General features: G+C 67.2%; 26 protein-coding genes and 1 tRNA gene. 11 read left to right on the top strand and 16 right to left on the bottom strand.

Translation table 11 applies throughout. The annotated features are described in order from the left end of the window. Nucleotide 1: 1 nt before the first annotated feature. Complete coding sequence (locus ACFP3H_RS05470; RefSeq protein WP_378600474.1) at nt 2–1768, bottom strand: GNAT family N-acetyltransferase; 1767 nt, start codon at nt 1766–1768, stop codon at nt 2–4. A 55-nt stretch (nt 1769–1823) separates the two neighbouring features. Here ACFP3H_RS05470 and ACFP3H_RS05465 point away from each other — a divergent pair, with 55 nt between their 5' ends. Further along, nucleotides 1824–2603, top strand: coding sequence for an alpha/beta fold hydrolase (locus tag ACFP3H_RS05465; RefSeq protein WP_378600471.1), 780 nt, complete (start codon nt 1824–1826; stop codon nt 2601–2603). A 39-nt stretch (nt 2604–2642) separates the two neighbouring features. Here the strand turns inward: ACFP3H_RS05465 and ACFP3H_RS05460 are convergent, their stop codons facing one another. Together ACFP3H_RS05460 and ACFP3H_RS05455 are read right to left on the bottom strand one after the other, a co-directional pair. After that, nucleotides 2643–3014 (bottom strand): DoxX family protein, encoded by a 372-nt coding sequence (locus ACFP3H_RS05460; RefSeq protein WP_378600469.1) that lies wholly within the window; start codon nt 3012–3014, stop codon nt 2643–2645. A 33-nt stretch (nt 3015–3047) separates the two neighbouring features. Further along, nucleotides 3048–3653, bottom strand: coding sequence for an LUD domain-containing protein (locus ACFP3H_RS05455; protein WP_378600466.1), 606 nt, complete (start codon nt 3651–3653; stop codon nt 3048–3050). A gap of 106 nt (nt 3654–3759) precedes the next feature. Here ACFP3H_RS05455 and ACFP3H_RS05450 point away from each other — a divergent pair, with 106 nt between their 5' ends. Continuing rightward, nucleotides 3760–4344 (top strand): TetR/AcrR family transcriptional regulator, encoded by a 585-nt coding sequence (locus ACFP3H_RS05450; protein ID WP_378600464.1) that lies wholly within the window; start codon nt 3760–3762, stop codon nt 4342–4344. Here the strand turns inward: ACFP3H_RS05450 and ACFP3H_RS05445 are convergent. Then, entirely contained in the window at nt 4322–4696 is a 375-nt protein-coding gene (locus tag ACFP3H_RS05445; protein WP_378600461.1) for an HNH endonuclease, read from the bottom strand. The genes ACFP3H_RS05450 and ACFP3H_RS05445 overlap by 23 nt on opposite strands. Before the next feature lie 52 nt (nt 4697–4748). After that, nucleotides 4749–5456, bottom strand: a complete 708-nt coding sequence (locus ACFP3H_RS05440) for a hypothetical protein (RefSeq protein ID WP_378600459.1) — start codon at nt 5454–5456, stop codon at nt 4749–4751. 195 nt (nt 5457–5651) lie between these two features. Here ACFP3H_RS05440 and ACFP3H_RS05435 point away from each other — a divergent pair, with 195 nt between their 5' ends. Together ACFP3H_RS05435 and ACFP3H_RS05430 are read left to right on the top strand one after the other, a co-directional pair. After that, nucleotides 5652–5936 (top strand): hypothetical protein, encoded by a 285-nt coding sequence (locus ACFP3H_RS05435; RefSeq protein WP_378600457.1) that lies wholly within the window; start codon nt 5652–5654, stop codon nt 5934–5936. Continuing rightward, on the top strand, nt 5933–6388 hold the full coding sequence (locus ACFP3H_RS05430; protein ID WP_378600454.1) for a MerR family transcriptional regulator: 456 nt from the start codon (nt 5933–5935) through the stop codon (nt 6386–6388). The genes ACFP3H_RS05435 and ACFP3H_RS05430 overlap by 4 nt, the downstream gene beginning before the upstream one ends. Nucleotides 6389–6708: 320 nt before the next feature. On the opposite strand, the gene ACFP3H_RS05425 is transcribed toward ACFP3H_RS05430, so the two are convergent. Continuing rightward, nucleotides 6709–7065, bottom strand: a complete 357-nt coding sequence (locus ACFP3H_RS05425) for a GNAT family N-acetyltransferase (protein ID WP_378600451.1) — start codon at nt 7063–7065, stop codon at nt 6709–6711. Nucleotides 7066–7282: 217 nt separating this feature from the next. Between ACFP3H_RS05425 and ACFP3H_RS05420 the strand changes: the two genes are divergently transcribed. Then, nucleotides 7283–7990: a hypothetical protein gene (locus tag ACFP3H_RS05420; RefSeq protein WP_378600449.1), complete on the top strand. Its 708-nt coding sequence runs from the start codon at nt 7283–7285 to the stop codon at nt 7988–7990. Nucleotides 7991–8052: 62 nt separating this feature from the next. On the opposite strand, the gene ACFP3H_RS05415 is transcribed toward ACFP3H_RS05420, so the two are convergent. Further along, complete coding sequence (locus ACFP3H_RS05415; RefSeq protein WP_378600446.1) at nt 8053–8982, bottom strand: oxidoreductase; 930 nt, start codon at nt 8980–8982, stop codon at nt 8053–8055. A gap of 101 nt (nt 8983–9083) precedes the next feature. Here ACFP3H_RS05415 and ACFP3H_RS05410 point away from each other — a divergent pair, with 101 nt between their 5' ends. Then, nucleotides 9084–9998 (top strand): helix-turn-helix transcriptional regulator, encoded by a 915-nt coding sequence (locus tag ACFP3H_RS05410; protein WP_378600444.1) that lies wholly within the window; start codon nt 9084–9086, stop codon nt 9996–9998. 78 nt (nt 9999–10076) lie between these two features. Here the strand turns inward: ACFP3H_RS05410 and ACFP3H_RS05405 are convergent, their stop codons facing one another. From ACFP3H_RS05405 to ACFP3H_RS05395, 3 genes are all read right to left on the bottom strand, one after another. Next, nucleotides 10077–10970, bottom strand: a complete 894-nt coding sequence (locus tag ACFP3H_RS05405) for an aldo/keto reductase (RefSeq protein WP_378601603.1) — start codon at nt 10968–10970, stop codon at nt 10077–10079. A gap of 119 nt (nt 10971–11089) precedes the next feature. Continuing rightward, nucleotides 11090–11437 carry a DoxX family protein gene (locus ACFP3H_RS05400; protein ID WP_378600441.1) on the bottom strand — a complete coding sequence of 116 codons (348 nt, stop codon included), beginning with the start codon at nt 11435–11437 and terminating at the stop codon, nt 11090–11092. A 185-nt stretch (nt 11438–11622) separates the two neighbouring features. Then, nucleotides 11623–12705 (bottom strand): LLM class flavin-dependent oxidoreductase, encoded by a 1083-nt coding sequence (locus tag ACFP3H_RS05395; RefSeq protein WP_378601600.1) that lies wholly within the window; start codon nt 12703–12705, stop codon nt 11623–11625. A gap of 185 nt (nt 12706–12890) precedes the next feature. Here ACFP3H_RS05395 and ACFP3H_RS05390 point away from each other — a divergent pair, with 185 nt between their 5' ends. Then, nucleotides 12891–13244 carry a hypothetical protein gene (locus ACFP3H_RS05390; protein WP_378600439.1) on the top strand — a complete coding sequence of 118 codons (354 nt, stop codon included), beginning with the start codon at nt 12891–12893 and terminating at the stop codon, nt 13242–13244. 781 nt (nt 13245–14025) lie between these two features. On the opposite strand, the gene ACFP3H_RS05385 is transcribed toward ACFP3H_RS05390, so the two are convergent. Next, on the bottom strand, nt 14026–14382 hold the full coding sequence (locus ACFP3H_RS05385; RefSeq protein ID WP_378600436.1) for a hypothetical protein: 357 nt from the start codon (nt 14380–14382) through the stop codon (nt 14026–14028). A 179-nt stretch (nt 14383–14561) separates the two neighbouring features. On the opposite strand from ACFP3H_RS05385, the gene ACFP3H_RS05380 reads away from it, so the two are divergent. Next, nucleotides 14562–14646: transfer RNA gene (locus ACFP3H_RS05380), tRNA-Leu, on the top strand. A gap of 408 nt (nt 14647–15054) precedes the next feature. Beyond that, nucleotides 15055–15228 carry a hypothetical protein gene (locus ACFP3H_RS05375; protein WP_378600434.1) on the top strand — a complete coding sequence of 58 codons (174 nt, stop codon included), beginning with the start codon at nt 15055–15057 and terminating at the stop codon, nt 15226–15228. Between the two features lie 9 nt (nt 15229–15237). On the opposite strand, the gene ACFP3H_RS05370 is transcribed toward ACFP3H_RS05375, so the two are convergent. The 4 genes from ACFP3H_RS05370 to ACFP3H_RS05355 all read right to left on the bottom strand — a co-directional run bounded on the left by ACFP3H_RS05370 (nt 15238) and on the right by ACFP3H_RS05355 (nt 19747). Further along, the gene (locus ACFP3H_RS05370) at nt 15238–16440 is read right to left on the bottom strand and encodes a diguanylate cyclase domain-containing protein (RefSeq protein ID WP_378600431.1); all 1203 of its coding nucleotides are present in this window, start codon (nt 16438–16440) and stop codon (nt 15238–15240) included. A 136-nt stretch (nt 16441–16576) separates the two neighbouring features. Further along, the gene (locus ACFP3H_RS05365; protein ID WP_378600429.1) at nt 16577–17347 is read right to left on the bottom strand and encodes an ABC transporter ATP-binding protein; all 771 of its coding nucleotides are present in this window, start codon (nt 17345–17347) and stop codon (nt 16577–16579) included. A 32-nt stretch (nt 17348–17379) separates the two neighbouring features. Then, the gene (locus ACFP3H_RS05360; RefSeq protein WP_378601597.1) at nt 17380–18228 is read right to left on the bottom strand and encodes an ABC transporter permease; all 849 of its coding nucleotides are present in this window, start codon (nt 18226–18228) and stop codon (nt 17380–17382) included. Between the two features lie 67 nt (nt 18229–18295). Continuing rightward, nucleotides 18296–19747 (bottom strand): ABC transporter substrate-binding protein, encoded by a 1452-nt coding sequence (locus tag ACFP3H_RS05355; RefSeq protein WP_378600426.1) that lies wholly within the window; start codon nt 19745–19747, stop codon nt 18296–18298. A gap of 266 nt (nt 19748–20013) precedes the next feature. Here ACFP3H_RS05355 and ACFP3H_RS05350 point away from each other — a divergent pair, with 266 nt between their 5' ends. Both ACFP3H_RS05350 and ACFP3H_RS05345 read left to right on the top strand, forming a co-directional pair. Further along, nucleotides 20014–20355 (top strand): YidH family protein, encoded by a 342-nt coding sequence (locus ACFP3H_RS05350; protein ID WP_378601594.1) that lies wholly within the window; start codon nt 20014–20016, stop codon nt 20353–20355. After that, entirely contained in the window at nt 20352–20684 is a 333-nt protein-coding gene (locus ACFP3H_RS05345) for a DUF202 domain-containing protein (protein WP_378600423.1), read from the top strand. The genes ACFP3H_RS05350 and ACFP3H_RS05345 overlap by 4 nt, the downstream gene beginning before the upstream one ends. Before the next feature lie 51 nt (nt 20685–20735). Here the strand turns inward: ACFP3H_RS05345 and ACFP3H_RS05340 are convergent. Continuing rightward, nucleotides 20736–21702, bottom strand: a 967-nt coding sequence (locus ACFP3H_RS05340) for a SulP family inorganic anion transporter (protein ID WP_378600421.1), incomplete at its 5' end; no start/stop codon positions are given.

The following is a 21702-nucleotide window of genomic DNA, read 5'->3' as shown; positions in this document are numbered from 1 at the left end:
ATCACAGTGAGCGTTTGAGTCCGATGTGGTCGTTGGCGTAGCCAAGGCGCGCGTAGAAGGTGTGGGCGCGGCCGCGGAGGCGGTCGGTGGTGATCTGGGCGAGGGTCGCGCCGCGGTGGCGGCCGTGGATGTGCGCCCATTCGAGCATCGCGGTGCCGATTCCGAGGCTGCGGTGGGCGGCGGCCACGCGCACGCCTTCGATCTGGAGTCGGGTGGTGCCGCCGCGGGAGAGGCCCGGGATGATGGTGAGCTGCATGGTGCCGACGATGCGGTCGGTGTCGTCGCGGACCACCGCCAGGTAGTGGGTCTGGTCCCGGGTGACCGCGTCGAACGCCTCCTCGTAGCGGGCGAGCTCGGCGATTTCGCGGGTGCGACTGATCTCGTCGTCGGCGAGCAGCGTGACCAGGTCGGGCACGTCGGTGCGTTCGGCCCGCTGCACGCGGTAGATCCGGTCGCCGACGCGCAGGCGGGCGCCGATCGACGCGCGGGCTTTGGCTCGCAGTCGGGCGATCAGGGCGTCGAGCCAACTGCCGACGTGGTGTCGGGCTTCCGGGGTGTCGGGGTAGCGGCAGCGCAGGTGCAGTCCGGTTTCGTCGAGGATGAACCAGAGCATCACGCCGTCGGTGCGGATCGTCGCGCCGACGTATTCCGCGGCCAATCCGGTCGCGTCGACGCGCACCGGCAGGCGGCGCAGGTCGAGCCAGGAGATCGCGAACATGCCTGGCGCTTCGGGCATTCCGCCCCACGGCTCCAAGATGTCGGCCAGTGGCCACGACCCGAGTCGAACGGCTTCCTTGACCGCATCGGCGCACGCGCGCGGATCGGCGTCGCCGGATTCGAGCACCGAGTTGGTGATGAACCAGCCGACCGAGTCGTGCCAGGTCTTGTCGAAGCGACTGTGCACGGGGAACACCGCGCGCAACGCGGTGCCTGCCAGTTCCTCGGTGATCTCGGTCATCGCCCCGACCACCAACGCCAGGGTCGAGACCCCGTCGTCGCGGGCCTGGGCGGAGAACGCGGCGCTGTCGTCCACGTCGAGGACATCGCGCACTTCGACCCGTTCGCGGTGCAGCGACGTCGTGCCCAGCGGGAGCGGGAAGCGGGGCATCAGCCCGCCGCTGTCGGCGAGCACCTGCGCCCACCGGCGGTGCACCTCGGCCGGGGCCGGGGGGAGCTCGCGCAGTGCCTCGGTGTGTTGGGCGAACGCGGGTGCGGGTGGGAGCGACGGCAGCTCGCCCCGGCGCACCGTGTCCAGGGCGGTGAGCAGATCGCGCACGATCACCAGCATCGACCACATGTCGACGTGGGAGTGGTCGGCGGCGATCACGACCGTCGGCCCGTCGGCGGTCTCGAGCACACACAGTCGATGCGAGGGCCGGTTATACGGCGAGCACGCCCGGTCGAGCACCTCGCGCAGGGCGTCGTTCACCGCCTGCCCGGCGCCGATCTCGTGCTCGACCCAGCCGCCGGGACCGACCTCGACCGAATGGAGTTCGGGACCGTCCTGGTCGCCCGGCACGAACACCGAGCGCAGGGTGCCGTGGCGGGCGATCACCGCCAACCACGCGGTCGCCAGATCCTCGACCGAGATCACGCCGGAGAGCTTGAACGACAACGCCATCCACGAACCGGGCCGATCACCGGCGCCCACGTGACGGTGCTGATCGAAGGACACCGGAAGCGAGCGGCCGAGCGGACCGACGGTGACGTCGTAGCCGAGAAGCCGACCGAACGGGAGGCGTAAGTGCGCCACGTTTGTCAGCCGCATAGCAGGTATCCTAGGCACCTTCCCGAGCGTCTCACCACTCATCCTGGAGTCACCTGTGCCGACTTTCCATGTTCCCGGCGCTGATCTCGACGTGGAATTGAGCGACGAAGGGGGCCACCCCGTCGTTCAACTGCACGGTCTCACCTCGAGTCGCCACCGCGACCGCCTGATGGATCTGGACCTCGGTCGAGGTCTGAGCGGAACCCGGTTGCTGCGCTACGACGCGCGCGGTCACGGCCGCTCGACCGGGCGCGCCGTCGACACCGACTACCAGTGGACCGTGCTCGCCGACGACCTGCTCCGGCTGCTCGATCACTGGTTCCCCGGGGAGAAGGTCCACGGCGTCGGCCCCTCGATGGGCACCGGAACCCTGCTGCACGCGGCGGTCCGCGAGCCCGATCGCTTCGCCGGTCTGACGCTGTTGGTCCCGGCGACCGCGTGGGCGACCCGCGCCGCGAAGGCCGAGATCTACCGCGCCAACGCCCGCCTGATCGAGGAGCGTGGCCTGGACGCTTTCCTCAGCGCCGACCTCAGCGCGCCCCGTCCGCCGGCGACCGCGGGCACTCCGGACACCGTCCCCGATGTGGCCGCGGATCTGCTCCCGTCGTTGCTGCGCGGTGCGGCGCTGAGTGACCTGCCTGCACCCGAGGCCATCGCCGCGCTCGACGTGCCGACGACCATCCTGGCGTGGATCGACGACCCGGGTCATCCGGTCTCGACGGCGCAGGCGCTGGTCGACCTGCTGCCCAAAGCCTCGCTGTCGGTCGCGGAGACCCCGGCCGACCTCGCCGAGTGGCCAGCCATCCTGTGCGATGACGTAGCTCGCCACGGTTAGGGGCTGTCCACCGTGAGTCCGGTGGCCGCGACTCGTGTTTCAGAGCGCCACCGTGCGGGCGATGGCGACGAACAGTGCTGCCGCGACCAGTGCGAACACGAAGGGCAGACCGGAGTATTCACGACGCCGGATATGGACGACAGCGACTCCGATCATCATCGCGGCCAGGCCGTACCCGGCGAGGGGCGTGAGGACCGGCACGATATCCAGCGCCCACGGCAACACCAGTCCCAGCGCGCCTGCGACCTCGGCGACGCCGATCAGTCTGATACCCGATTCACTGAAATCGTTGGCCCAGCCCATATTCGGATTCTCGAGAATCTTGTCCTTGGATTGAACGAGTTTGCTCACTCCGGCGCCGCCGAGAACGAGCGCGACGATTCCCGTGACGATCCATACAGCGATATTCATCGGTCTTTCCTTTTTCTGTGGTGAAGGGGTAGCTCAGTAGCCGATCGCCTGGCGGATCAGGACCAGGTGAGTCCGGCCGGGCATCTCGCCGGAGATCTCGAGTGTTTTGTTGAGGTGACTGTCCTGCCCGTATGCGGCCTGTGCCCGCACGTTCTCCAGGGGCAGGCTGTGCTCGCGCACGCGGCGGCGCGCGGTGTCCAGATCCGGTACCACCTTCTGCAGACCGGCCACCAGCACGACCTTGTCCGCACCCCAGGCGATGGTCGCGAACTGGCTGCCCGACGCGGAGCCGATGAGCAGCTCGCCGTCGCGGGTGATCGCGTGCACGCTCCCGAGCGCGTAGTCCGGGGCGGCCGCGATCTCCTTCATCTCCCGACTGGCGAAGTTCTGCGCCGTCATCTGCAGGCGGACCGACTCGTACGGGCCGTCGGGGTTGTCGACCTCGGCGGAGATGCCGGTCTCGTCGAGCGTGACCGAAGTGTTCTTCCAGACCCTCGCGCCGTGCGGGATGCGGGCCAGCGTCGCGTCCTTGGCGGCCGCCAGATCGTCGACGACCTCGACGGTGAAGCCGTGGGATTCCAGCGCTGCCACGGTCTCGGCGACGGTTCGCTCGTCGGGCAGCACATCGAACTCGGACATGGTCACGCTCCTTCTTCTCGACTAAACGGACTTTACCCCGTTTTCTAAATGGAACGTTACCCCGGTTATGCTCGAGAGGCAAGGACGGACGGTGAAGGGAGGCCGCATGGGCACCGAGCGGGCAGACGCCGCCAGGAACCGGGCGATCTTGATCGCGACGGCGCGCGAGATGCTGACCGATGTCGGCATCGAACGGATCACCATGGACGCGCTCGCCGAGCGATCCGGGCTGGGTAAGGGCACGGTGTTCCGACGGTTCGGAACGCGATCGGGCATCTTCATGGCCCTGCTCGACGACGGGGAACGAGACTTCCAGGAACGCGTGCTGTTCGGCCCGCCGCCGCTGGGACCCGGCGCGGACCCGTTGGCACGACTCATCGCCTTCGGTCGCGCGCGGTTGCGATTCTTGGGACAGAACCGCGAAGTCGCGCGTGCGGCACTGGACGGGCGCACCCCCGTCCCCTTCGGTCCGCCCGCGATGACATCCCGGATCCACATTCGAATGCTGTTGCAGCAGATGGGAATCGGTGCCGAGGACGTGGACATCCTCGCCATGCAACTCACCGCGGCCCTGGACGTGCCGCTACTGCTCTACCCGGCGCCCGAAGACGGCGAGCACCCCGAGGACGGATTCGAGCAGCGCCTCGCCCGTGGCTGGGAGGACCTCGTCACTCGGTTGGCGCGGACGTGACCGAGGCGAATTCGGCCGCGAGCTCGGTCGAGATCTCGACATGGCGGACGAGGAAGGATCGCTCGTCGAGCTTCTTGCGGCGCAGCCAGAGGGTTACCTCGGCATTGCACTTGCTGGCATTACACGACGCGCACGCGGGTACGACATTGCGCAGGGTGTAGCGGCCGCCGCGCGAAATGGCCTGTACGCAGTCCTTTTGCAGGGGCGTAGCGGGAGTGCCGCAGTAGGCACAGCCGCCCCAGGAGGCTTTGAGCGCGTCCCACTGCGCATCGGTGAGGTCATGGGAGACGCTCGCCATCCGCTTCTTGCGCTTGCGTGCGGCGCGAACCTGTTTGCTACCGCCAGTGGGCACGAGGGTGAGAATACGCCGACCCGCTGGCCGACCGCGCCGGGGCGCGCGTCCGTCACCGCTGTCCGCGGCGCCCCGCACTCCAGATCGCATGATCGACTTCCCACGGTGAGACATCGCGACCGAGCCGGTCGGTCAGTGCTTCCGACACCTCGCGCAGGAGCGATCGCGCACCCGCCACATCGACGGGGAATCCGGTTCGGGCCAGCCATCGAAGCACCATCCGATCGGGCTTGACGGTCGCATGGTCGCCGACGAGCATCCACAGATACCCGCGCCTGACACCCGCGACGCCGTCGCCCGGAACCGTGCGCAATGCGTGATCGACCTGTTCCCATCGACGCTCGTCGGTCAGCGCGGCACGCGCGTCCGTCACCGTGTCGACACCACGATCATGCAGGATCGCCGCATAGCGCAGGACCGCGTCAGCCTTGCGGATTCCGCCTCGCGTGGACGTGTTCTGCCGATTGTCCGTCACCGAGATCAGCGCATCGGAGTTCGGATACCGACCGAGTAGCGCACCGAGCGGCGCGGGATCCGCGATCAGCGTCGCTACCGCCGGATCCGTCGCCGGGTTCTCGACTCCGAACTCAGCTGCCACGCGTCGAACGACCGGTACTACGTGGTGGTCGTAGTTCGCGCCGATGCTGTACACGGCGTCGAGGACACAGAACGTCAGACTCACCCACTGCCGGTCACGCGGTCGTGGATCCAGCGCTGCGACCGCGTCGACCAGCGGGGTGATCGAACCGTGTGGCTTCATACGGTCGGAATGTAGTCTCCGGCACCGACATCTGAGACAGGTCTCACCTCTCCGGCGGGGCAGCGGTATTCCACGGTGGCCGTCGAGTGGGTGTCGGCACTTGCATCCTGTACCCAGGTACAGGCTTACCGTGGATTCATGATGATTTCAGCAGCTCACGGCGACTGGGTGCCGGACGCGTGCACCCTACCGACCGTGGACCGACCGATCCGCGTTGCCGAATTCGACCGGTTCTTCGCCGAATCGGTGCACGGCACCGACCGCCCCACGCCGACGCGGCTCGACCTGCGCATCGCACCCGAGGCCGAAGCCGACGCTCGCGACCTCGCGGCTCGGGAATCGAGCTGCTGCTCGTTCTTCACCTTCGACTTCGACAACGCCGACGGCTTGGTGATGCGTGTCGGAGTGCCCGCCGCCTACGGGCCCGTGCTCGACGCGTTCGCCGCCCGCGTGGAAGCCGCGCTCGGAGCCCGGCGGTGACTGTCGGACTGCGGACCGGCGAGCTCGCCGCGGCCGCGGGGGTCAACGCGCAGACGCTGCGCTACTACGAACGCCGGGGGCTGCTGGCCGAACCGGACCGCTCGCTGGGCGGGCATCGCCTCTATGACGAGCAGGCTCTGACGGTGTTGCGGGTGATCAAGGCCGCGCAGCGTCTCGGGTTCACCCTCGACGAGGTCGCCGAGCTCCTGGCAGCCGGCCGCGTCGGCACCCGACGCCGGCGCGCCGATGCCGGACTGCAAGCTCGCGCGGCAGCGAAGCTTGCCGAGGTCGACGCGAAGCTCGCCGAGCTGACCGTGGTACGTGACACGCTGCGCGCGGCACTGATGGCGGGGTGCGACGATCTGCTCGCGTGCAGCGAACAACCCACGTGCCCAGTTCCTTTCGACAACGGCACCCACAGTCCGAGCGCTGGAGGCGGCTGTGGCTGCTGACACGAAGACGCGGCGCTGGTGGGCACCGATCGGCGCCGGCGCTCTGCTGTGCCTGGGCTGCTGCCTGGCGCCGATCTTGATCGCGGCCGGAATCCTCAGCGGCGGAACACTATTGGTGAGCCTGTCATGGCTAGAACCCCTCGGCTTCGCACTGGTAGGCATCGGCGTTGCCGGGCTGATCTGGTCGCGAACACGCGCCCGGCGCAGCGGATGCGCCACCCCGACCACCGGTGCTGTCGGTTCATCGTGCGCGGCCTTGTCGTGCGGGTGCTCCACCACGGCCTCCTGACCGGACTTCCCAACCCTTTGTCATACAAAGATCAGAGCCCGCGCCAGGCAGGCATCGTCCAGTAGGCGAGTTCGGTGACACCCTCGGTGAGATCAGATCGTCGAAGACCGATCCGCCCGGCGACTTCGCCGCCGCTGATGACGGCCCACTGGCCGTTGCCGGCGTGCCAGGCCGATCGCCAGGTACGGATCCACGGGCGAACCTCGTTGAGCGAGTCGGCTTTCCGCACATGCCAACGGCGGATCGCGGCGTCTTGAAAGGCTGCGAACACAACGGGCGCGTCGGCATCTGTCCACGGCCGCAGTGTCAGCCCGTCGGTACCGACGAGAGTGGGCTGTTCAGTGGCGAACACCCCGGAATCGACTGCGGGCGAATTGAATTCGGGCATGACAGCAGTGTGCGCTCGTGAAGGAATCGGTGTCGGCGGTTCGGACGGTCAGTTTGCCACCGAATCATGACTGCTTGTTGGGCGAGACCATCAGAACCCGGGTGGTGTTCTTCTTCCGGGTGGTGCGGTGGCGGGTCGCTCCGGCGAATCGCGAGCGAGCCCCGACGACTCCACTGAACTGGCAACACCCGAGGCTTCCTATGAGAATAATCGTGGGATGAAGTGGCGAGAGGGAGACATCCATGAGACCGGCCTGTCGCAGCTGGAATGGGTCTCGGAGGGGATGCGACGGCGCTTCCCGGCCCAGGTCGACAGCTTGTTGCCTGGGATATTCCCGGCCTACGCCCGGTTATTACATCCTCTCGAATGTGCTGATTCCGCAGGTCGAGAAGTATGGCTTCGCTGGTCGGACGCTGCGGACGCACTCGGCGCGACAGTGCATCGTCAGATGCAACTCGGCGCGATCCTGTCGAATGAGTCGAATGTGGATTTGAGAAACCATCCGCCCACGCAACGACACCCGACGATTTCCTGGGACGACCAGCTGCCCGAGCTCGTGTCCATCCTGCGTCGGCACACGACAACGCCGGACAGTTGTTACTTTGCCTTCTGGGAGGGGAATACCGCATTCGACGGCATCCCCCCGGAAGTGCCGAAATTGACTATTCAAGATATGCGCTACTTTATTTTCAAGGGTCCAATTTCCAGGGCAATAGACCACTTTCACGGACTACCGCCGACGATCTGGTGGACCCAAGACAGGAAGTGGCTGGTCTCCTCGCCGGACGACTTTCCGAGTACTTATGTCGGAGGCGAAGTCGGGTGCATCTCCGAAATATTGGAGTCACGCGAGATAGAAGCCTATATCGCTCTCGGTACGGACCCGGTGTCGGTTGACAGCGATACGCTGAACTGGCGTTACTGACTTCCGATCCGCAGCTGGATATCAGGCACCGTGCACTCGGACGCTGCGCGATCATCGCGGGTTCACTCGTCGAGGTAGTCGACGTGAGTCAGTTGCTCGGATACCTCCCAAAGTTTCTTCCCCACAGCGGGATCACGGGCCTCGGCCGACGCGTGTACCTCGGTGACGTCTCCTCGCTGCTCGTTCTTTCCGGCCGGACCGAAGAACTGACCACCTCGGACATCTTTCGCGGTGGCGGCATAGAGCTGGGGGAGTGCGCCCTGCTCGGTCGGCTGGGTATTCAGGGCGGCGTAGGCGGAGGCGATGATCTTCCCGACCACGCCCCGGCTCTCCCATGCCCGCGGCGTGAGGTTGGACCGGGACACTCCCGGATGGGCGAGGGTGCTGATGACCGGTGAACCCGCGGCGCGCAGGCGGCGGTCCAATTCGATGCCGAACACGGTGTTGGCGAGTTTGGACGCGCCGTAGGCCTTGGAGGCGTCCCAGGTGTTCTCGAACATGAGGTCGTCGAAGTTCAGGTGGGCGTCCTTGTGGGAGATCGAACTGAGCGACACCACCCGGGGCGACTGCCCGCGCTCGAGCAGCGGGAGCAGCCGGCCCGTGAGCGCGAAGTGGCCGAGGTGGTTGGTGCCGAAGTGCAGCTCGAAACCGTCGGTGGTCGTCTGCCGATCGCCGAGGATGACGAGGCCGGCGTTGTTGATCAGCAGGTCGACCCGCTCGAGCTCGTCCGACGCCCGTTCGGCGAACGCACGGACCGAGTCGAGCGAGGCCAGGTCGAGCTGCCGGATCGAAACCCCGACGTCCGGGGCTTGGGCCCGGATCGTCGCCGCTGCCTCCTCGCCCGCCGTGGTGTTGCGCACGGCGAGGATGACGTCGGCTCCGTGCCGTGCCAGTTCGGTCGCCGTGACGAGGCCGAGGCCGGAGTTCGCGCCGGTGATGATCGCGGTGCGCCCGGTTTGATCAGGGATGTCGGATGCGGTCCATGAAGTCATAGGCATCACCCTAGGAGCCGTTCGCCCCAGCTCCGGCGTCCTCGGTAGCCTCGGTCTGTTAGACCCACCCAGGCGTCCCCGCACCGGAGGACAATGGTCGAATGAGCACTTCGTCGGCGGCCGCACGAGAGCTCGGAGCGTTCCTGCGGTCGCGTCGCGAACGAACTCGACCCGAAGATCTCGGCCTGGAGCCGGGACCGCGCCGCCGGGTGGAGGGCCTGCGACGCGAGGAGGTCGCGGTTCTGGCGGGCCTGAGCACCGACTACTACCAGCGCCTGGAACAGGGCAGGGGCGCGAAGCCCTCGGACGCCCTGCTCGACTCGATCTCCGACGCGCTGCGCCTGGACGCGGCCGAGCACCGCCACCTGATGACCCTGGCCCGCGCGGTCCGCCAACCGGAAACCCCGAAACGCCGCAAGCAGGACCGCGTCCCCCACAATGCCGAGCGCATGCTCGAGTCGATGAGTTTGCCGGCGTTCGTGCTCAGCCGCCACCTCGATCTGCTCGCCTGGAACGACGCCGCGGCGGACCTGCTCGGCGATCCCCTCGAACTGCCCCGAGACCGCCGCAACATGCTGCACGTGCTCTTCCACGACGACGACTCGAGACTGCGCTGCAAGGGTTGGGAGGCGATGACCCTCGACTACATCGGCCTGTTCCGTGCCGCGACCGGCCACGACCTGAGTGACCCGCGCGCTATCGAGGTCGTCGGCGAACTGAGCCTGCGCAGCGGCGAGTTTCGGCGCCTCTGGGCTCGCAACGAGGTGCGCGACAACGTCCACGGCGCCAAGACCATCCGTCACCCCCGGATCGGCGACATCGACGTCGAGTGGGACGCCTATCCGCTGCGCGGCGTGCCCGGACCGACGATGATCGTGTTCGTGCCCGCACCCGGCCACGAGGACCGGCTGAGTCTGCTCGGCACGATCATGGCCGATGAGCGTGCGCGGAAAGCCGATCCGCTCGAGTCGCGAGCGGATAAAAATTACGATCAGGCGCGGCGCCTACCGCGATGAACCGGATCCGCACCGGGTCTGCTTCTCGTGTCCGGCGACGAGGTGGGTGACGGCGAGCGCTTTGCGAGTGAACCGCCGTTACGCGCTGGCCGGTGGGCCGTCGAGCCGCGACAGGTCGTCGTCATCGAGCACGATGTCCAACGCGGCGATGTTCTCATCGAGATGGTCCGCGCGCGTCGTGCCGGGAATCGGCACCACCGTGACGTTCCAGACCCGAGCCCGCTGGTGCAGCCAGGCCAGCGCGATCTGACCCGGTGTCGCGTCGTACTTGCGGGCGAGCGAGCCCAGCCCAGCGGAAAACGCCGCCCGCTCGGTCGGCAGCTGTGCGCCGGTGCCGTCCACTGCAACGCGCTTCATCGTGCCGCGCGGGGCGAAGGGAACGACACCGACGCCGAGCTCCGCGCACACCGGAACCACCTTCTCGATTCCCCGACTGAACAGCGACCACTGCGATTGCACAGCGGTGATCGGATGCACCGCGTGCGCGGCCCGCAACTCGTCGCCGGTCACCTCGGACAGACCGAGATAGCGAACCTTTCCCGCAGCGACGAGATCAGCCATCGCCCCGACCGATTCTTCGATCGGAACCCGCGGATCCCGCCGGTGCAGGTAGTAGAGGTCGATGACATCGACGTCGAGGCGCTCCAGATTCGCATCGCACGATTGCCGCACGAACGCGGCGTCACCGCGCGCGGTCCAGGTGCCATCGGGATGAACGATCACGCCGAATTTCGTGCACAGTTGCACCTCGTCCCGGCGACCGCGAACGGCCCTGCCGACAAGCGACTCGTTGTAGCCGTCTCCATACATCTGCGCGGTGTCAAGAAACGTGACGCCGCGATCGAGCGCGTGACCGATGACGTCGGCGGCGTCGGCGAAGTCGGTTGGCTTGCGCGCCAACCCCATTCGCATACATCCGAGCCCTTGCGCGGACACCTCCCACTGCTCCGGACCCAACGCCGCTCTACGCATAGTCATCCTTCACTCGTCGGCCCCGAAACGATGATCACGTGCGCGGCCACGGATGTCGAACCGCTCGGCGATCTCACCGATCGCGTAGTCCTCCCGCCGGCACGACGAAAGCCCCTGGCTCAGGCCGCGACGGTGAGGCCCAGCGCGACCGCGACCGGAATCAGATACAGCATCGGAAAGGCCACTGTCCTGTAGGAGCGGGCCCGCAGCACGGTGATCACGGCACCGGCGAAGTACAGGATGAGGCCGATCGCGGCGGCGACTCCGACGGCGGGCACGGCCAGGCCGACGAGCAGTCCGATCGCGCCCGCGGCTTTGGCCACACCCAGTGGCGCCCACCATGATTCGGGCACGCCGTACTCGACCAGCGGTTCGACCACGAACGCGGCACGGCGCAGCAACGAGACGGCCGAGAAGCCGACCCACAGGGCAGCGACGACGGTGATGACAAGGGAGGCAGTGTGCATTGGGGGTCTCCTTCTGAACGGGTTCGTAGAGGAGACGACAGTGCTGCCTCGAGTGTGACATCTGGGTCAACGCTCGTCGATGGATCCGCCGACCGCCCGGTCGAACTGGCCGGGCGCGCTGCTCCAGCTCTGCTACGCAGTCAGCGAGAAGGGGATTCGGGTCAGAGCGGTGCCCGAGCCCGCGTTCACCGGCGGTTGATCAGCGGCAGGACCCCTTCACCGAACCAGTACGCCTCCTCGATATGCGGCTGACCGGACAGGACGAAATGGTCGACCCCCACCGCGCGGTACTGCTCGATGAGGTCGGCGACCTCGGTATGACTACCGACCAGCGCCGTTCCCGCGCCGGGGCGCACCAGGCCGTACCCCGCCCACAACCCGGGATACACCTCGAGATTGTCCCGGTCGGCATTGAGTTCCAGCTGCCGTCGCTGCCCCTCCGATTCCCCCTGCGCCAGGCGAGCTCGCGCCAGCTCGATGATCGCCGGATCCATGCGGGACAACAGGTTCCGTGCCTCGGCCCAGGCCTGCTCGTGCGTGTCCCGGGTGATCACGTGCGCCCGGATGCCGAAAGTCAGCTTCCGGTCGTACTTCTCGGCCCGAATACACAGATCATCGATCAATTCGCCCACCGCGGCGGGCGGTTCGGTCCAGGTGAGATAGGTGTCGACGTTCTTGGCGGCGACCTCACGCGCCGCGTCGCTGGCCCCGCCGAAGAAAACCTCCGGAACCGGCGACGGCGCGGGCAACACCATCGCACCGGTCACGTCGTAATACTCGCCCGAGAAATCACTCGGCTGCCCGGTCCACGCCTTCCGAATCACCTGGAGAAACTCGTCGGTCCTGGCATATCTCTCGGTCTTGGAGAGCCGGTCACCGAACCGAGCCTGCTCTTCCGCGTCCCCACCGGTCACCACGTTCAAAGCCACTCGCCCACCGGACAATTGAGCGAAAGTAGCCGCCTGCTGCGCGGCCAGCGTCGGCGTGATCAGCCCCGGCCGAAACGCCACGAGAAACTTCAGACGCGAAGTCTGCGGAATCAACGCCGCCGTGGTGATCCACGCATCCGCGCACCAGGTCCCCGTCGGCGTCAGCACGGCTTCGAACCCCAACTGCTCGGCCGTCTTCGCCACCAGCGTCAAATAGTCCAAACTCGGCGCCCGATGCGCCGACGCGGTGCCGACAACGCCCGACGACTGCAACGCACCGATCACTTCCCGTCCATCACCCGAGGTCGGGAGGTACCAGTGGAAGTGCGGCTCACCCATACAAAAAACTCCTTCGTCATCAGCCGCCAGCCCTCTCGCGGCCACGGCCCACCTACAGTTCCACGCTCCGTCCGCACGTCAGAGGTTTATCTCTGGGCTGATCCGAATTGACGGGCGATCACCTCGGCCAGCCTTTGCATGCTCATTCGCAGACGAAAAGTGCAGTGGCCCAATATCATTGAGTCATGTCGAAAGCTGTCGCGATCAGCAAGCATGACCTCAACACCGCCCTTGTGCGAGCGGGCTATGAACCGGTCGGCGATGCCGTTTACCGTAGCGGCGTCGCAAAAGTCAATGCCGGTGTGAAAAGCAAGGTCGAGTTGGCGATGTTCTTGACGCAGGTTCTGTGGGAATCGGGGGGACTCAAACGTCGAATCGGCGCAGATGACGAGCCGCAGGCTTTCGGTGAGGGCTCAGAGGCGAAGTTCGCGGTAATCGAGCCTGGATTGGGCGGCCCTCGCGCGCCGTGGCACGGCATCTATCTGGAATTGGTCAGTGTGGTGGGCGTTGATGCGCCCAAGCTGGGGTGGCAGCAGTAGCTTCGATTGGGTGCAACCCGTTCCAGGTGCTGAAGCCGCGTAACCTGCACGATGTTGGGATGCCCGTGCTCGACGCATGTTCTGTACTCGTTGATTTCGAGGTTGAGCGTGAGCGGCTCCTCGGTGCCGGGCATGTGCAGCGCGGGGATCGTCGCGGCGGCGGCCCAACGCGGGCCGGTTCGAGTTGGTGATCCGTCAGGAACCTGCGCGCAACTGGGGGAACCGCTGCTCCCACAACGCACGGACGTGACGTGCCGGACGAATCTGCGGCCAAGTAGCGGCAAGTAGCCGTCCACTGATCAATTCGTGCATGTGGTGGTGGGTGCCTTCTTCCAACACGATCTTGTACACCGCGGTGCGGTCGTAGGAGTCGTCGAGGTCGAAGTCGTTCGCGGCGCGATCTATTACCGTTGCCGGGCCCCGACGCTCGCCTGGCAGCTCAGCCCTCGAGGCACATCCGAGGACCGTGAACTTGCGCGAGGATCATCTGGTCGCGCCGATCGACAGCTGGTTGGCGACATTGTTCGGTCGGGCCCATATCGACGCGACGATCGCGACGTTGGTTGCGGCTGACAACGATGACAGCGCGGACGCGCGTCGTCACGCATTATGGCAACGCATCCAGAAGGCGCAAGTGACGATCGGTCGACACCTCGCCGCGATCGAAGCGGAGGTCGATCGCCAACGCGGCGACCTTCACCCCGGACGGGCCGGTCCTCGCCTCCGGCGGCCCGCGACAACACGGTACGAATCTGGCGCGTATGACCTCGCCCGACTCCCGCTATTCCTGCATGCCAGACCCGATCGCCAGATAGACCGTCATCAGGATGAAGAGGAACCAACCCGCCCCCTGCCAGGTCACCCACGGCTTCCCGTCCCGATACTCACGGTAGGTCTGCACGAACGCGCCGAGCCCACCCAGCAGCAGCACCAGCGAGGGCCCGATCACGACCGCGGCCTTCGCCGGCGTATCGCACAGATGCGTACTCGCCTCGGCACACCCATCCCGACCCGCCGCCCACACATTCACCACGGCGAAGACGAGAGCGGCCACCCCCACCACGACCACCCCGTACAGCGCAGCCCGCCGATAAGCCCCTTCCGCGTCCGATCCCCGCCCAGGTGTGATCTTCGCCATCTCGCCACCTCTTCCACTAGCCGTCCCTACCGCCGTACCCGCCCCCGCACGTCCGAAACAACGCCCGACGCTCGCTGGAGACAACACTCCGATGCGGCGAAGCTCCCCGAAAAGCAGCAGGTCAGCTAGGCGATTTGGTTTACGACAGCGGGTCGGATAATCTTTTGGCACACCAGCAAGTCCGGGTGGCGGAATGGCAGACGCGCTAGCTTGAGGTGCTAGTGCCCGTATTAGGGCGTGGGGGTTCAAGTCCCCCTCCGGACACGCAAAAAAGGCCCCGATCATCTGATCGGGGCCTTTTTCGTTTCTCATACGTACGGCGTGCGGCCACGCTGGGGTGCCATTTGTGGGTCACCCGCAGTGCCGCCACCCACGAACTACTTCTGCCCCGTGCCCCCGCAGGAGCCGCAGTTGACCCAGTTGCCCATGTCGCTGTGTCCGCCGGAGCCGTTGCAGCGGGGGCAGGTGGCGCGCAGGGTGGCCAGAATTCGTTTCATCGCAGCCTCTTTCGTGAGTGGGGGTGTTGTGCTCGTGCGGTTCGAGCGTAGGGGGAAAGGGCTGGTCAGGGTGTCCGTCGAAGGGAGGACAGGTTGCCGTGTCGGGGATGTCGGTGGGGATGGCTATGCTCGGCGTTATCGTCAGTTCAGCGCCGAAATTCAGGGGGAACCCCATATGACCGACCTACCGACAGTCACGTCCGAGCCGGTGCCGGAGGTGGGTGACGAGTCGTCGAACGCGGTCCCGCTGTTCAGTGCGCCGCATCGGGTCGAGGTGGCCGATGCCGCGCCGAATACGCTCGCCCGCAATCAGTTTCCGACTTTTCTGGCGCCGGGGCAGCCTGAATAGGCGGGTCGATCAGGGTCGTGAATTGCGGCCCGCGCCTTCGCCTTTCGCGGCGTAGAGGGCGCGGTCGGCCGTGTCGAGGATCGTGTCGGCGGTCGCGCCGGACAGCGGTGCCAGGATCGCGCCGATGCTGACGGCTACCTCGATGCGGGCCTCGCCGTCGGTGAAGGGGGTGGTGAGGGCGGCGCGTAGGTCCGCGACCAGGGAGTCGAGCAGGGCGCGGTCGGTGGGGGCGGCGGTCAGGACGATGAATTCGTCGCCGCCGGTGCGGGCCAGCAGGGCGCCGCGTTCGGTGGCGGCGATCTCGAGGCGCGCGGAGACCTCGGCGAGGAGTCGGTCGCCGGTGATGTGGCCGAAGGTGTCGTTGACGACTTTGAAATTGTCGAGGTCGAGGGCGCACACCCCGGCGACCGCGTCGGGCGCGGCCTCGGTGATGGCGGTGTTGAGCTGGTCGAGCAGGTAGCGGCGGTTGGGTAGGGCGGTGAGGGGGTCGTGCAGGGCCTGCCATTGCAGTTGCTCGGTGGCGGTGCGGCGTTCGGTGATGTCGTCGCCGAAACCGAGCAGGTAGCGGCGCTGTCCGCAGGTGGAGGCGCAGCGCACGACCGTCCAGGCGGTCCAGCGCATCGAACCGTCGACGTGGGGGAAGCGGCCCTCGATGTGGATGGTGCCCGCGGGGGAGGCGTCGAGGGCGGCGCCGATGCGGGCCTGGATCTCGGCTTGGCGTTCGGCGGGGAAGAGCATGAAGCCGCTGGTGGTGCGCAGCTCGTCGAGGTCGCGGCCGGACAGACGCGCGAAGGCGGCGTTGGCGTCGAGGATGTGGCCGTGTTCGTCGCCGATCGAGATGCCGGTGCCGGAATGGCGGAAGGCCAGCTCGTAGCCCTCGGCGTTCGCCGAGACCGCGCGCAGGCCGCGGGCGAAGCCGGCGCAGAAGGCGCCGATCACGAGGTCGCCGGTGGCGGTGTCGTGGGGGTGGGTGATCGCGCGCAGGATCGGCACCGAGATCGGTAGGGCGCCGGGATCGGTGATCCCGTGGTCGACGAGCGCGGCGCCGAGGCGTTCGGCGACAGCCGGGTCGAGTGCGGGTCGGCCAAGGGCGGCGTGGATGTCGGTGAGGCCGCGAGCCAGGAGGGGGGCGAGGACCTCGGGCGGCGCCGTCGACGTGCCGAGCGCGGCCAGCGCGGCGACCCACTGGGCTACGCGGTCATCGAGGGGCATGTCGGTGTCGTCTCCCGGGTCGGTGGCGCTCGGTGCGAGTTCGCTAGAACCTAACAGGCGTACCAGTCAGCGCCTGTCCCGAACAGCGAAAAGGACGGGCCCGAAACGGGTTCCCGTCAGTTTCGCCAAGCCCCGGTCAGCGGTGACCGGTGTGACCGAGGAATTCGAGGATCGCGCGGCGGCGGTGCTGGTAGTCCTCGCTGAACTGCGCCTGCGGATCGCGGGGCCGGTCGATGGTGATGACCTCGGCGACCGTGGCCGGGCGGTGGGTGAGCAGCACCACCCGATCGGCCAGCAGCAGCGCCTCGTCGACATCGTGGGTGACGAACAGGATGGTCATCTTCGTCTGCTCCCATACCGAGATCAGCAGCTGCTGCATCTCGAGGCGGGTCTGGGCGTCGAGCGCGCCGAACGGCTCGTCCATCAGCATGACCTTGGGGTCACAGGCCAGGGTGCGGGCCAGTTGCACGCGCTGGCGCATGCCGCCGGACAGGTGGCTGGGCAGGTGGTCGAGGTAGGCGCTCAGGCCGACGCGCTCGAGGTAGCCGGCGGCGGCGGTGCGGGCCGCGCGTCCCCGCAGACCACGCAACTGGAGCGGGAACTGCACGTTCTTGACCGCGCTGCGCCACGGGAACAGCGCGTCCTCCTGGAACACCATCGCGCAGCGGGCCGCGTTGCCCGACACCGAGGCGCCGTCGACGGTGGCGGTGCCGTCCATCGGGGTGAGCAGCCCGGCCAGGGCGCGCAGGATGGTCGACTTGCCGCAGCCGGAGGGGCCGAGGAAGACGACGACCTCGCCGGGGGCGATATCGAGGGTGATGTCGGCGGCGACGGTGCCGTGGAAGCCGAGCTGGAGGTGGTCCAGTGCCACCGCGGCGCCGGATCGGGGGAGTACGGAGGTGGTCATGGTGGGGTTCCTCGTCGTGGAAGGTGCGGAGGTCACTGGGCGCGGGGCAGCCAGCGGTTGACGCGCTTGCCGGTCAGTTCGACCACCCAGGCGGTGATCAGACCGAGCGCGCCGATCGAGAGCATCCCGACCACGACACCGGCGTAGTCGAGCAATCCGTAGGCCTGCCAGGTGTAGTAGCCGATGCCGAACTGGCCGGAGATCATCTCGGCGCTGACCACGCAGATCCAGGCCACGCCCATCGACACCGACAGCCCGGAGAAGATGCCGGGCATCGCACCGGGCAGGACCACCCGGCGCAGGATCGTCCACCGGCTCGCGCCCATGGTGCGCGCGGCCTCGTCCCAGACCTTGGGCAGCGAGTCCATGGCGTGGATGGTGCTGACCACCACGGGGAAGAACGCGGCGAAGAAGGTGATGAACACGATGCCCTGCTCGCTGGAGGGGAACAGCAGGATCGTCAGCGGCACGATCGCGATCGCGGGGATGGGGCGCACGATCTCGAGGAAGGGCCGCAGGGTCTTGCGGGCGATGCGGGAGCGGCCGATGAGCACGCCGAGTCCGATGCCGACGATCGCGGCGAGGGTGAAGCCCAACAGGATTCGTTGGACGCTGGCGAACAGGTCGTCGTAGTAGGCGCCCGAGCCCAGTCGCGCGCTGAACTTGTCCAGCACGCTGCCCGGGGTCGGCATCCGGTTGAACCGCAGCCACGCGACGACCTGGTTGGCGGTGAGCAGGTGCCAGACCACGATGAAGCCGGTGATCGGGATCAGCGGCAGCACGATCGAGGCGGCGAGGCCGCCGAGGCGGCGTCCGGTGAACTTGGGTGCGCGCTCGCGCAGCGAGGCCAGGGCGACGCGCGGATCGAAGGCGGGCGGCATCGTGGGTTTGTCATCGGTGGGCAGTGCTGTGATCGCCATGGCGCGATCTCCTTTCGGGGACGGGATGTCAGGACGTGGGCAGCGAGTGGGTCAGGGCGGCGTCGTAGCTCACCGCTCGCGTGCCGGGGTGGTCGGTGATGTAGGTCGTGGCCGCGGCGGTCGTGGCGAAGGGGAGGTAGCGCGCGGTGGCGGGGGCGTCGGGGTCGATGACCCAGCTCGCCTTGTCGGCGAAGAGCTTGGTCGCGGTGATCGTGTCGGGGACGTAGCCGGCGCGGACCCGGCCGACGGCGGGGGCGATGCGGCGCAGCAGGCAGCTGGGGGTGGCCGCGGCGGTGGTCGTGGTCTGGCCGGTGAACCAGACCTCCGAGGCGGTCGCGGGATCGCTGACGGGCAGCCGGCAGAGTTCGTCGACGCCGGTGAGCGTGCTCGGGTTGGTCACGTCGCTCGCGCGGGTGTCGTAGTCGGGGCCGAGCAGGTCGCGCAGGTAGCTGTCGTTGAGGAAGCCGCCGATGTCGAAGCCCGCGGTGACCGAGCCGCGCCGGACCAGGAACTCCTTGGCCTTGGCCAGCGAGTCGGCGAACTGCGGCTTGAGGGTGGGGTCGAAGGAGACCAGGCCGTTGGGGCCGTTGTAGAGGTAGGCGACTTCGGGTTCGATGCCGGTCAGCGCGCTGATCCGCAGCGCGGCTTGCAGGGGTTCGGTGGTGATGTAGTCGCTGGTGGCCCGCATCGCGCGCAGGAAGGCGGTGGTCACCTCGGGGTGTTCGCTGGTGAACTGCTTGCGCACGACCACGCCGTGGAAGGTGGGGGTGTTGTTGTCGCCGCCGTCGTAGAGCAGTCGACCCTGGTCGCGGAAGACGACCAGCTGCGGCCACGGCACGAACTGGGCCAGCGCGTCGACCTGGCCGCCTTGGATGGCGGCCGCGCCGATGGAAGGGTCCTGGTTGGCGATGGCGACCTCGTCGACGGCGACGCCCGCGCGTTGCAGCGCCGAGGACAGCATCCCGTCGCCCGCCGAACCGAGGCTGGTCGAGACGTGTTTGCCGCGCAGGTCGGTCAGCGTGGTCGCGGTCGAATCATTGGGCACCACAACCTGATTGAGCGAGCCGCGCATGTTGTAGCCGGTGACGGCGACGAGCTCGGTGGCGGCGTCGGCGTACTTGGCGGTCTTGGAACCGTTGGCCAGCAGCGGGTAGTCGCCCATCGAGCCGATGTCGACGTGGGTGGCGATCATCGCGGCGGTCAGCGGGGCGCCGGAGGAGAAGTCCTGCCAGACGACGCGGTACTTGGTGCCGGTCTGCTTGCCGGCTTCGCGCAGCGCGTGTTCGAACTCGCCGCGGTCGCGCATGAGGGTGCCGACGTTGATGGTGTTGATGGTCTTGGACTGGTAGCCGACCTTGACGACGACGGTCGACGAGTCGAGCAGGGTGCATCCCGACACGGCCGAGGAGAGTGCCAGGATCGCGGTGGCGGCGATCGTGGCGACTCGGCCGATGCCGCGGGGTTTACTCTCGGTGAACATGTCCTAAGACTCGTCGGGCACTGTTACGCCCGAGCAACTCACGTTTTCCGAACAGTTAAGCTACTTCGCACTTATTGCGACCCCGTTCGAGTCGGGTGCGCGCGATTCATGGATTCACTTGCCGAAAATAGCCGCTGTCAAGGCATTTCCCGGTGTTCGCGACGGTTTCGTATTCGGTGTTCTCGGTGTTCGACATCGTGGCGAAACATCTGTTACGCCAAGGCGATTGGTTGGCATATCGGGGCGTGATTCGACAGGCTGGACGTATGCCCGAATCTTGCGTTTCCGAGCCGGACTATCGATTCACACTCGCCAACGAGCGAACATTCTTGGCCTGGCAGCGCACGTCGCTGGGACTGCTCGCCGCGTCTGTGGCGACCGCGCATTTCCGACCGTTTCCGACGATGCCGGTGCTGTCGGGCGGGGCCGCGGCGACGCTGGGGGTACTCGCGATCACGACGGCCGCCGGCGGTCTGCTGCGGTGGCGCTCCAACGACCGGGCCATCCGCGAGGATCAGCCGCTGCCGCGACCTCGCCTTGCCGCGGTGACGGCGCTGGCGTTGGCGGGGGTCGCGCTGGTGATCGCGATCGTGTCCGCGGTGTCGTGAACGGTCCCGAGCTCCGCGATCCCGGATTGCAACCCGAACGTACGGCGCTGTCGTGGACGCGCACCTCGTTGGCCATTCTGGGCAACGGTCTGCTCGTCGTCGGGCGTGATCTGCTGGTGGTTCCCGAGAAATGGGATACGGCAACAGGTGTCGTGTGCGCGGTGGCGCTCGCCGGAGCGCTGGTGGTGTATGTGATCGGTTGTCGACGCGGTCGCCGGCTGGTGGCGGGGCGGGGGCTCGTCCGAGCGCCGGTGGCGATCGTGTCGACCGCCTGTGCGGTGATATCTCTGTGTGTGGCACTGCTTTTCGCGACCGCGGTTCATCGATGAAACGACAAGAGCCCAGGTGATGAAACCTGGGCTCTTGTCGGTCGGCTGAATTCAGGGTTTCGGGCGCAGGCGTCGATACGCGGGCACCACCATCGCGCACCCCACGCCGACGATGACCCCGTACGCGAGATTGTGCGTTACCAGGGTCACCGCCACGGTGACCAGCATCGCGACCGACTCCACGATCGGCGCGCGTCGAAAGGTCGAGGGCCGCAGGGAATTCCAGTCCATGGTCGTGGCCGAGACCGCCACCATGACCGCGACCAGCGCGGCCATGGGAATCGCGGCGAGCACCGAGTCGAGCACCGTGACCAGACACAGCAGCACCAGTCCCGCCACGAATACCGAAATGCGGGTCCTGGCGTGACAGGTCTTCACATTCATCATCGTCTGGCCGATCATCGCGCAGCCGCCCATGCCACCGAACAATCCGGTGGCGATATTGGCCACGCCCTGTCCCCAGCTCTCGCGCCGGTGATTCGACGAGGTGCCGGTGAGGTCGTCGACGAGCTGGGCGGTGATCAGCGTTTCGATCAGCCCGACCAGGGCCACGCCCAGCGCGTAGGGGGTGATGATACCCAGTGTCTGCCAGGAGAATTCGACCATCGGCAGCCCGAGCATGGCGATGCCGGCGTCGGGGTCGCCTTCGTCGGCCACGCGGGGCACCTCGATGGCGAAGATCACCGCGATGACGGTGAGGATGATCGTCGCCACCAGCGGCGCGGGCACCGCGGTGGTGAACCTGGGCAGTGCCACCATGATCAGCAGACCGCCGGTGACCAGCACATAGACCGGCCACGGCACGTCGATCAGGTGCGGCAGTTGCGCGGAGAAGATCAACACGGCCAGCGCGTTGACGAACCCGGTCATCACCGAGCGCGGAATGAACCGCAGCAGCGACGCGACGCCGCAGCGCGCCATGACGATCTGTAATACGCCCGCGAGTAGCACGGTCGCGATCAGGTACTCGACGCCGTGGTCGCGCACCAGCGGTGCCACCACCAGCGCGACGGAACCG

Origin of the sequence: Nocardia lasii (assembly GCF_042658545.1) — a bacterium.
Lineage (GTDB): Bacteria > Actinomycetota > Actinomycetes > Mycobacteriales > Mycobacteriaceae > Nocardia > Nocardia lasii.
The sequence above is the reverse complement of the archived record's forward strand: the minus strand, read 5'-3'. Positions and strand labels throughout refer to the sequence as shown.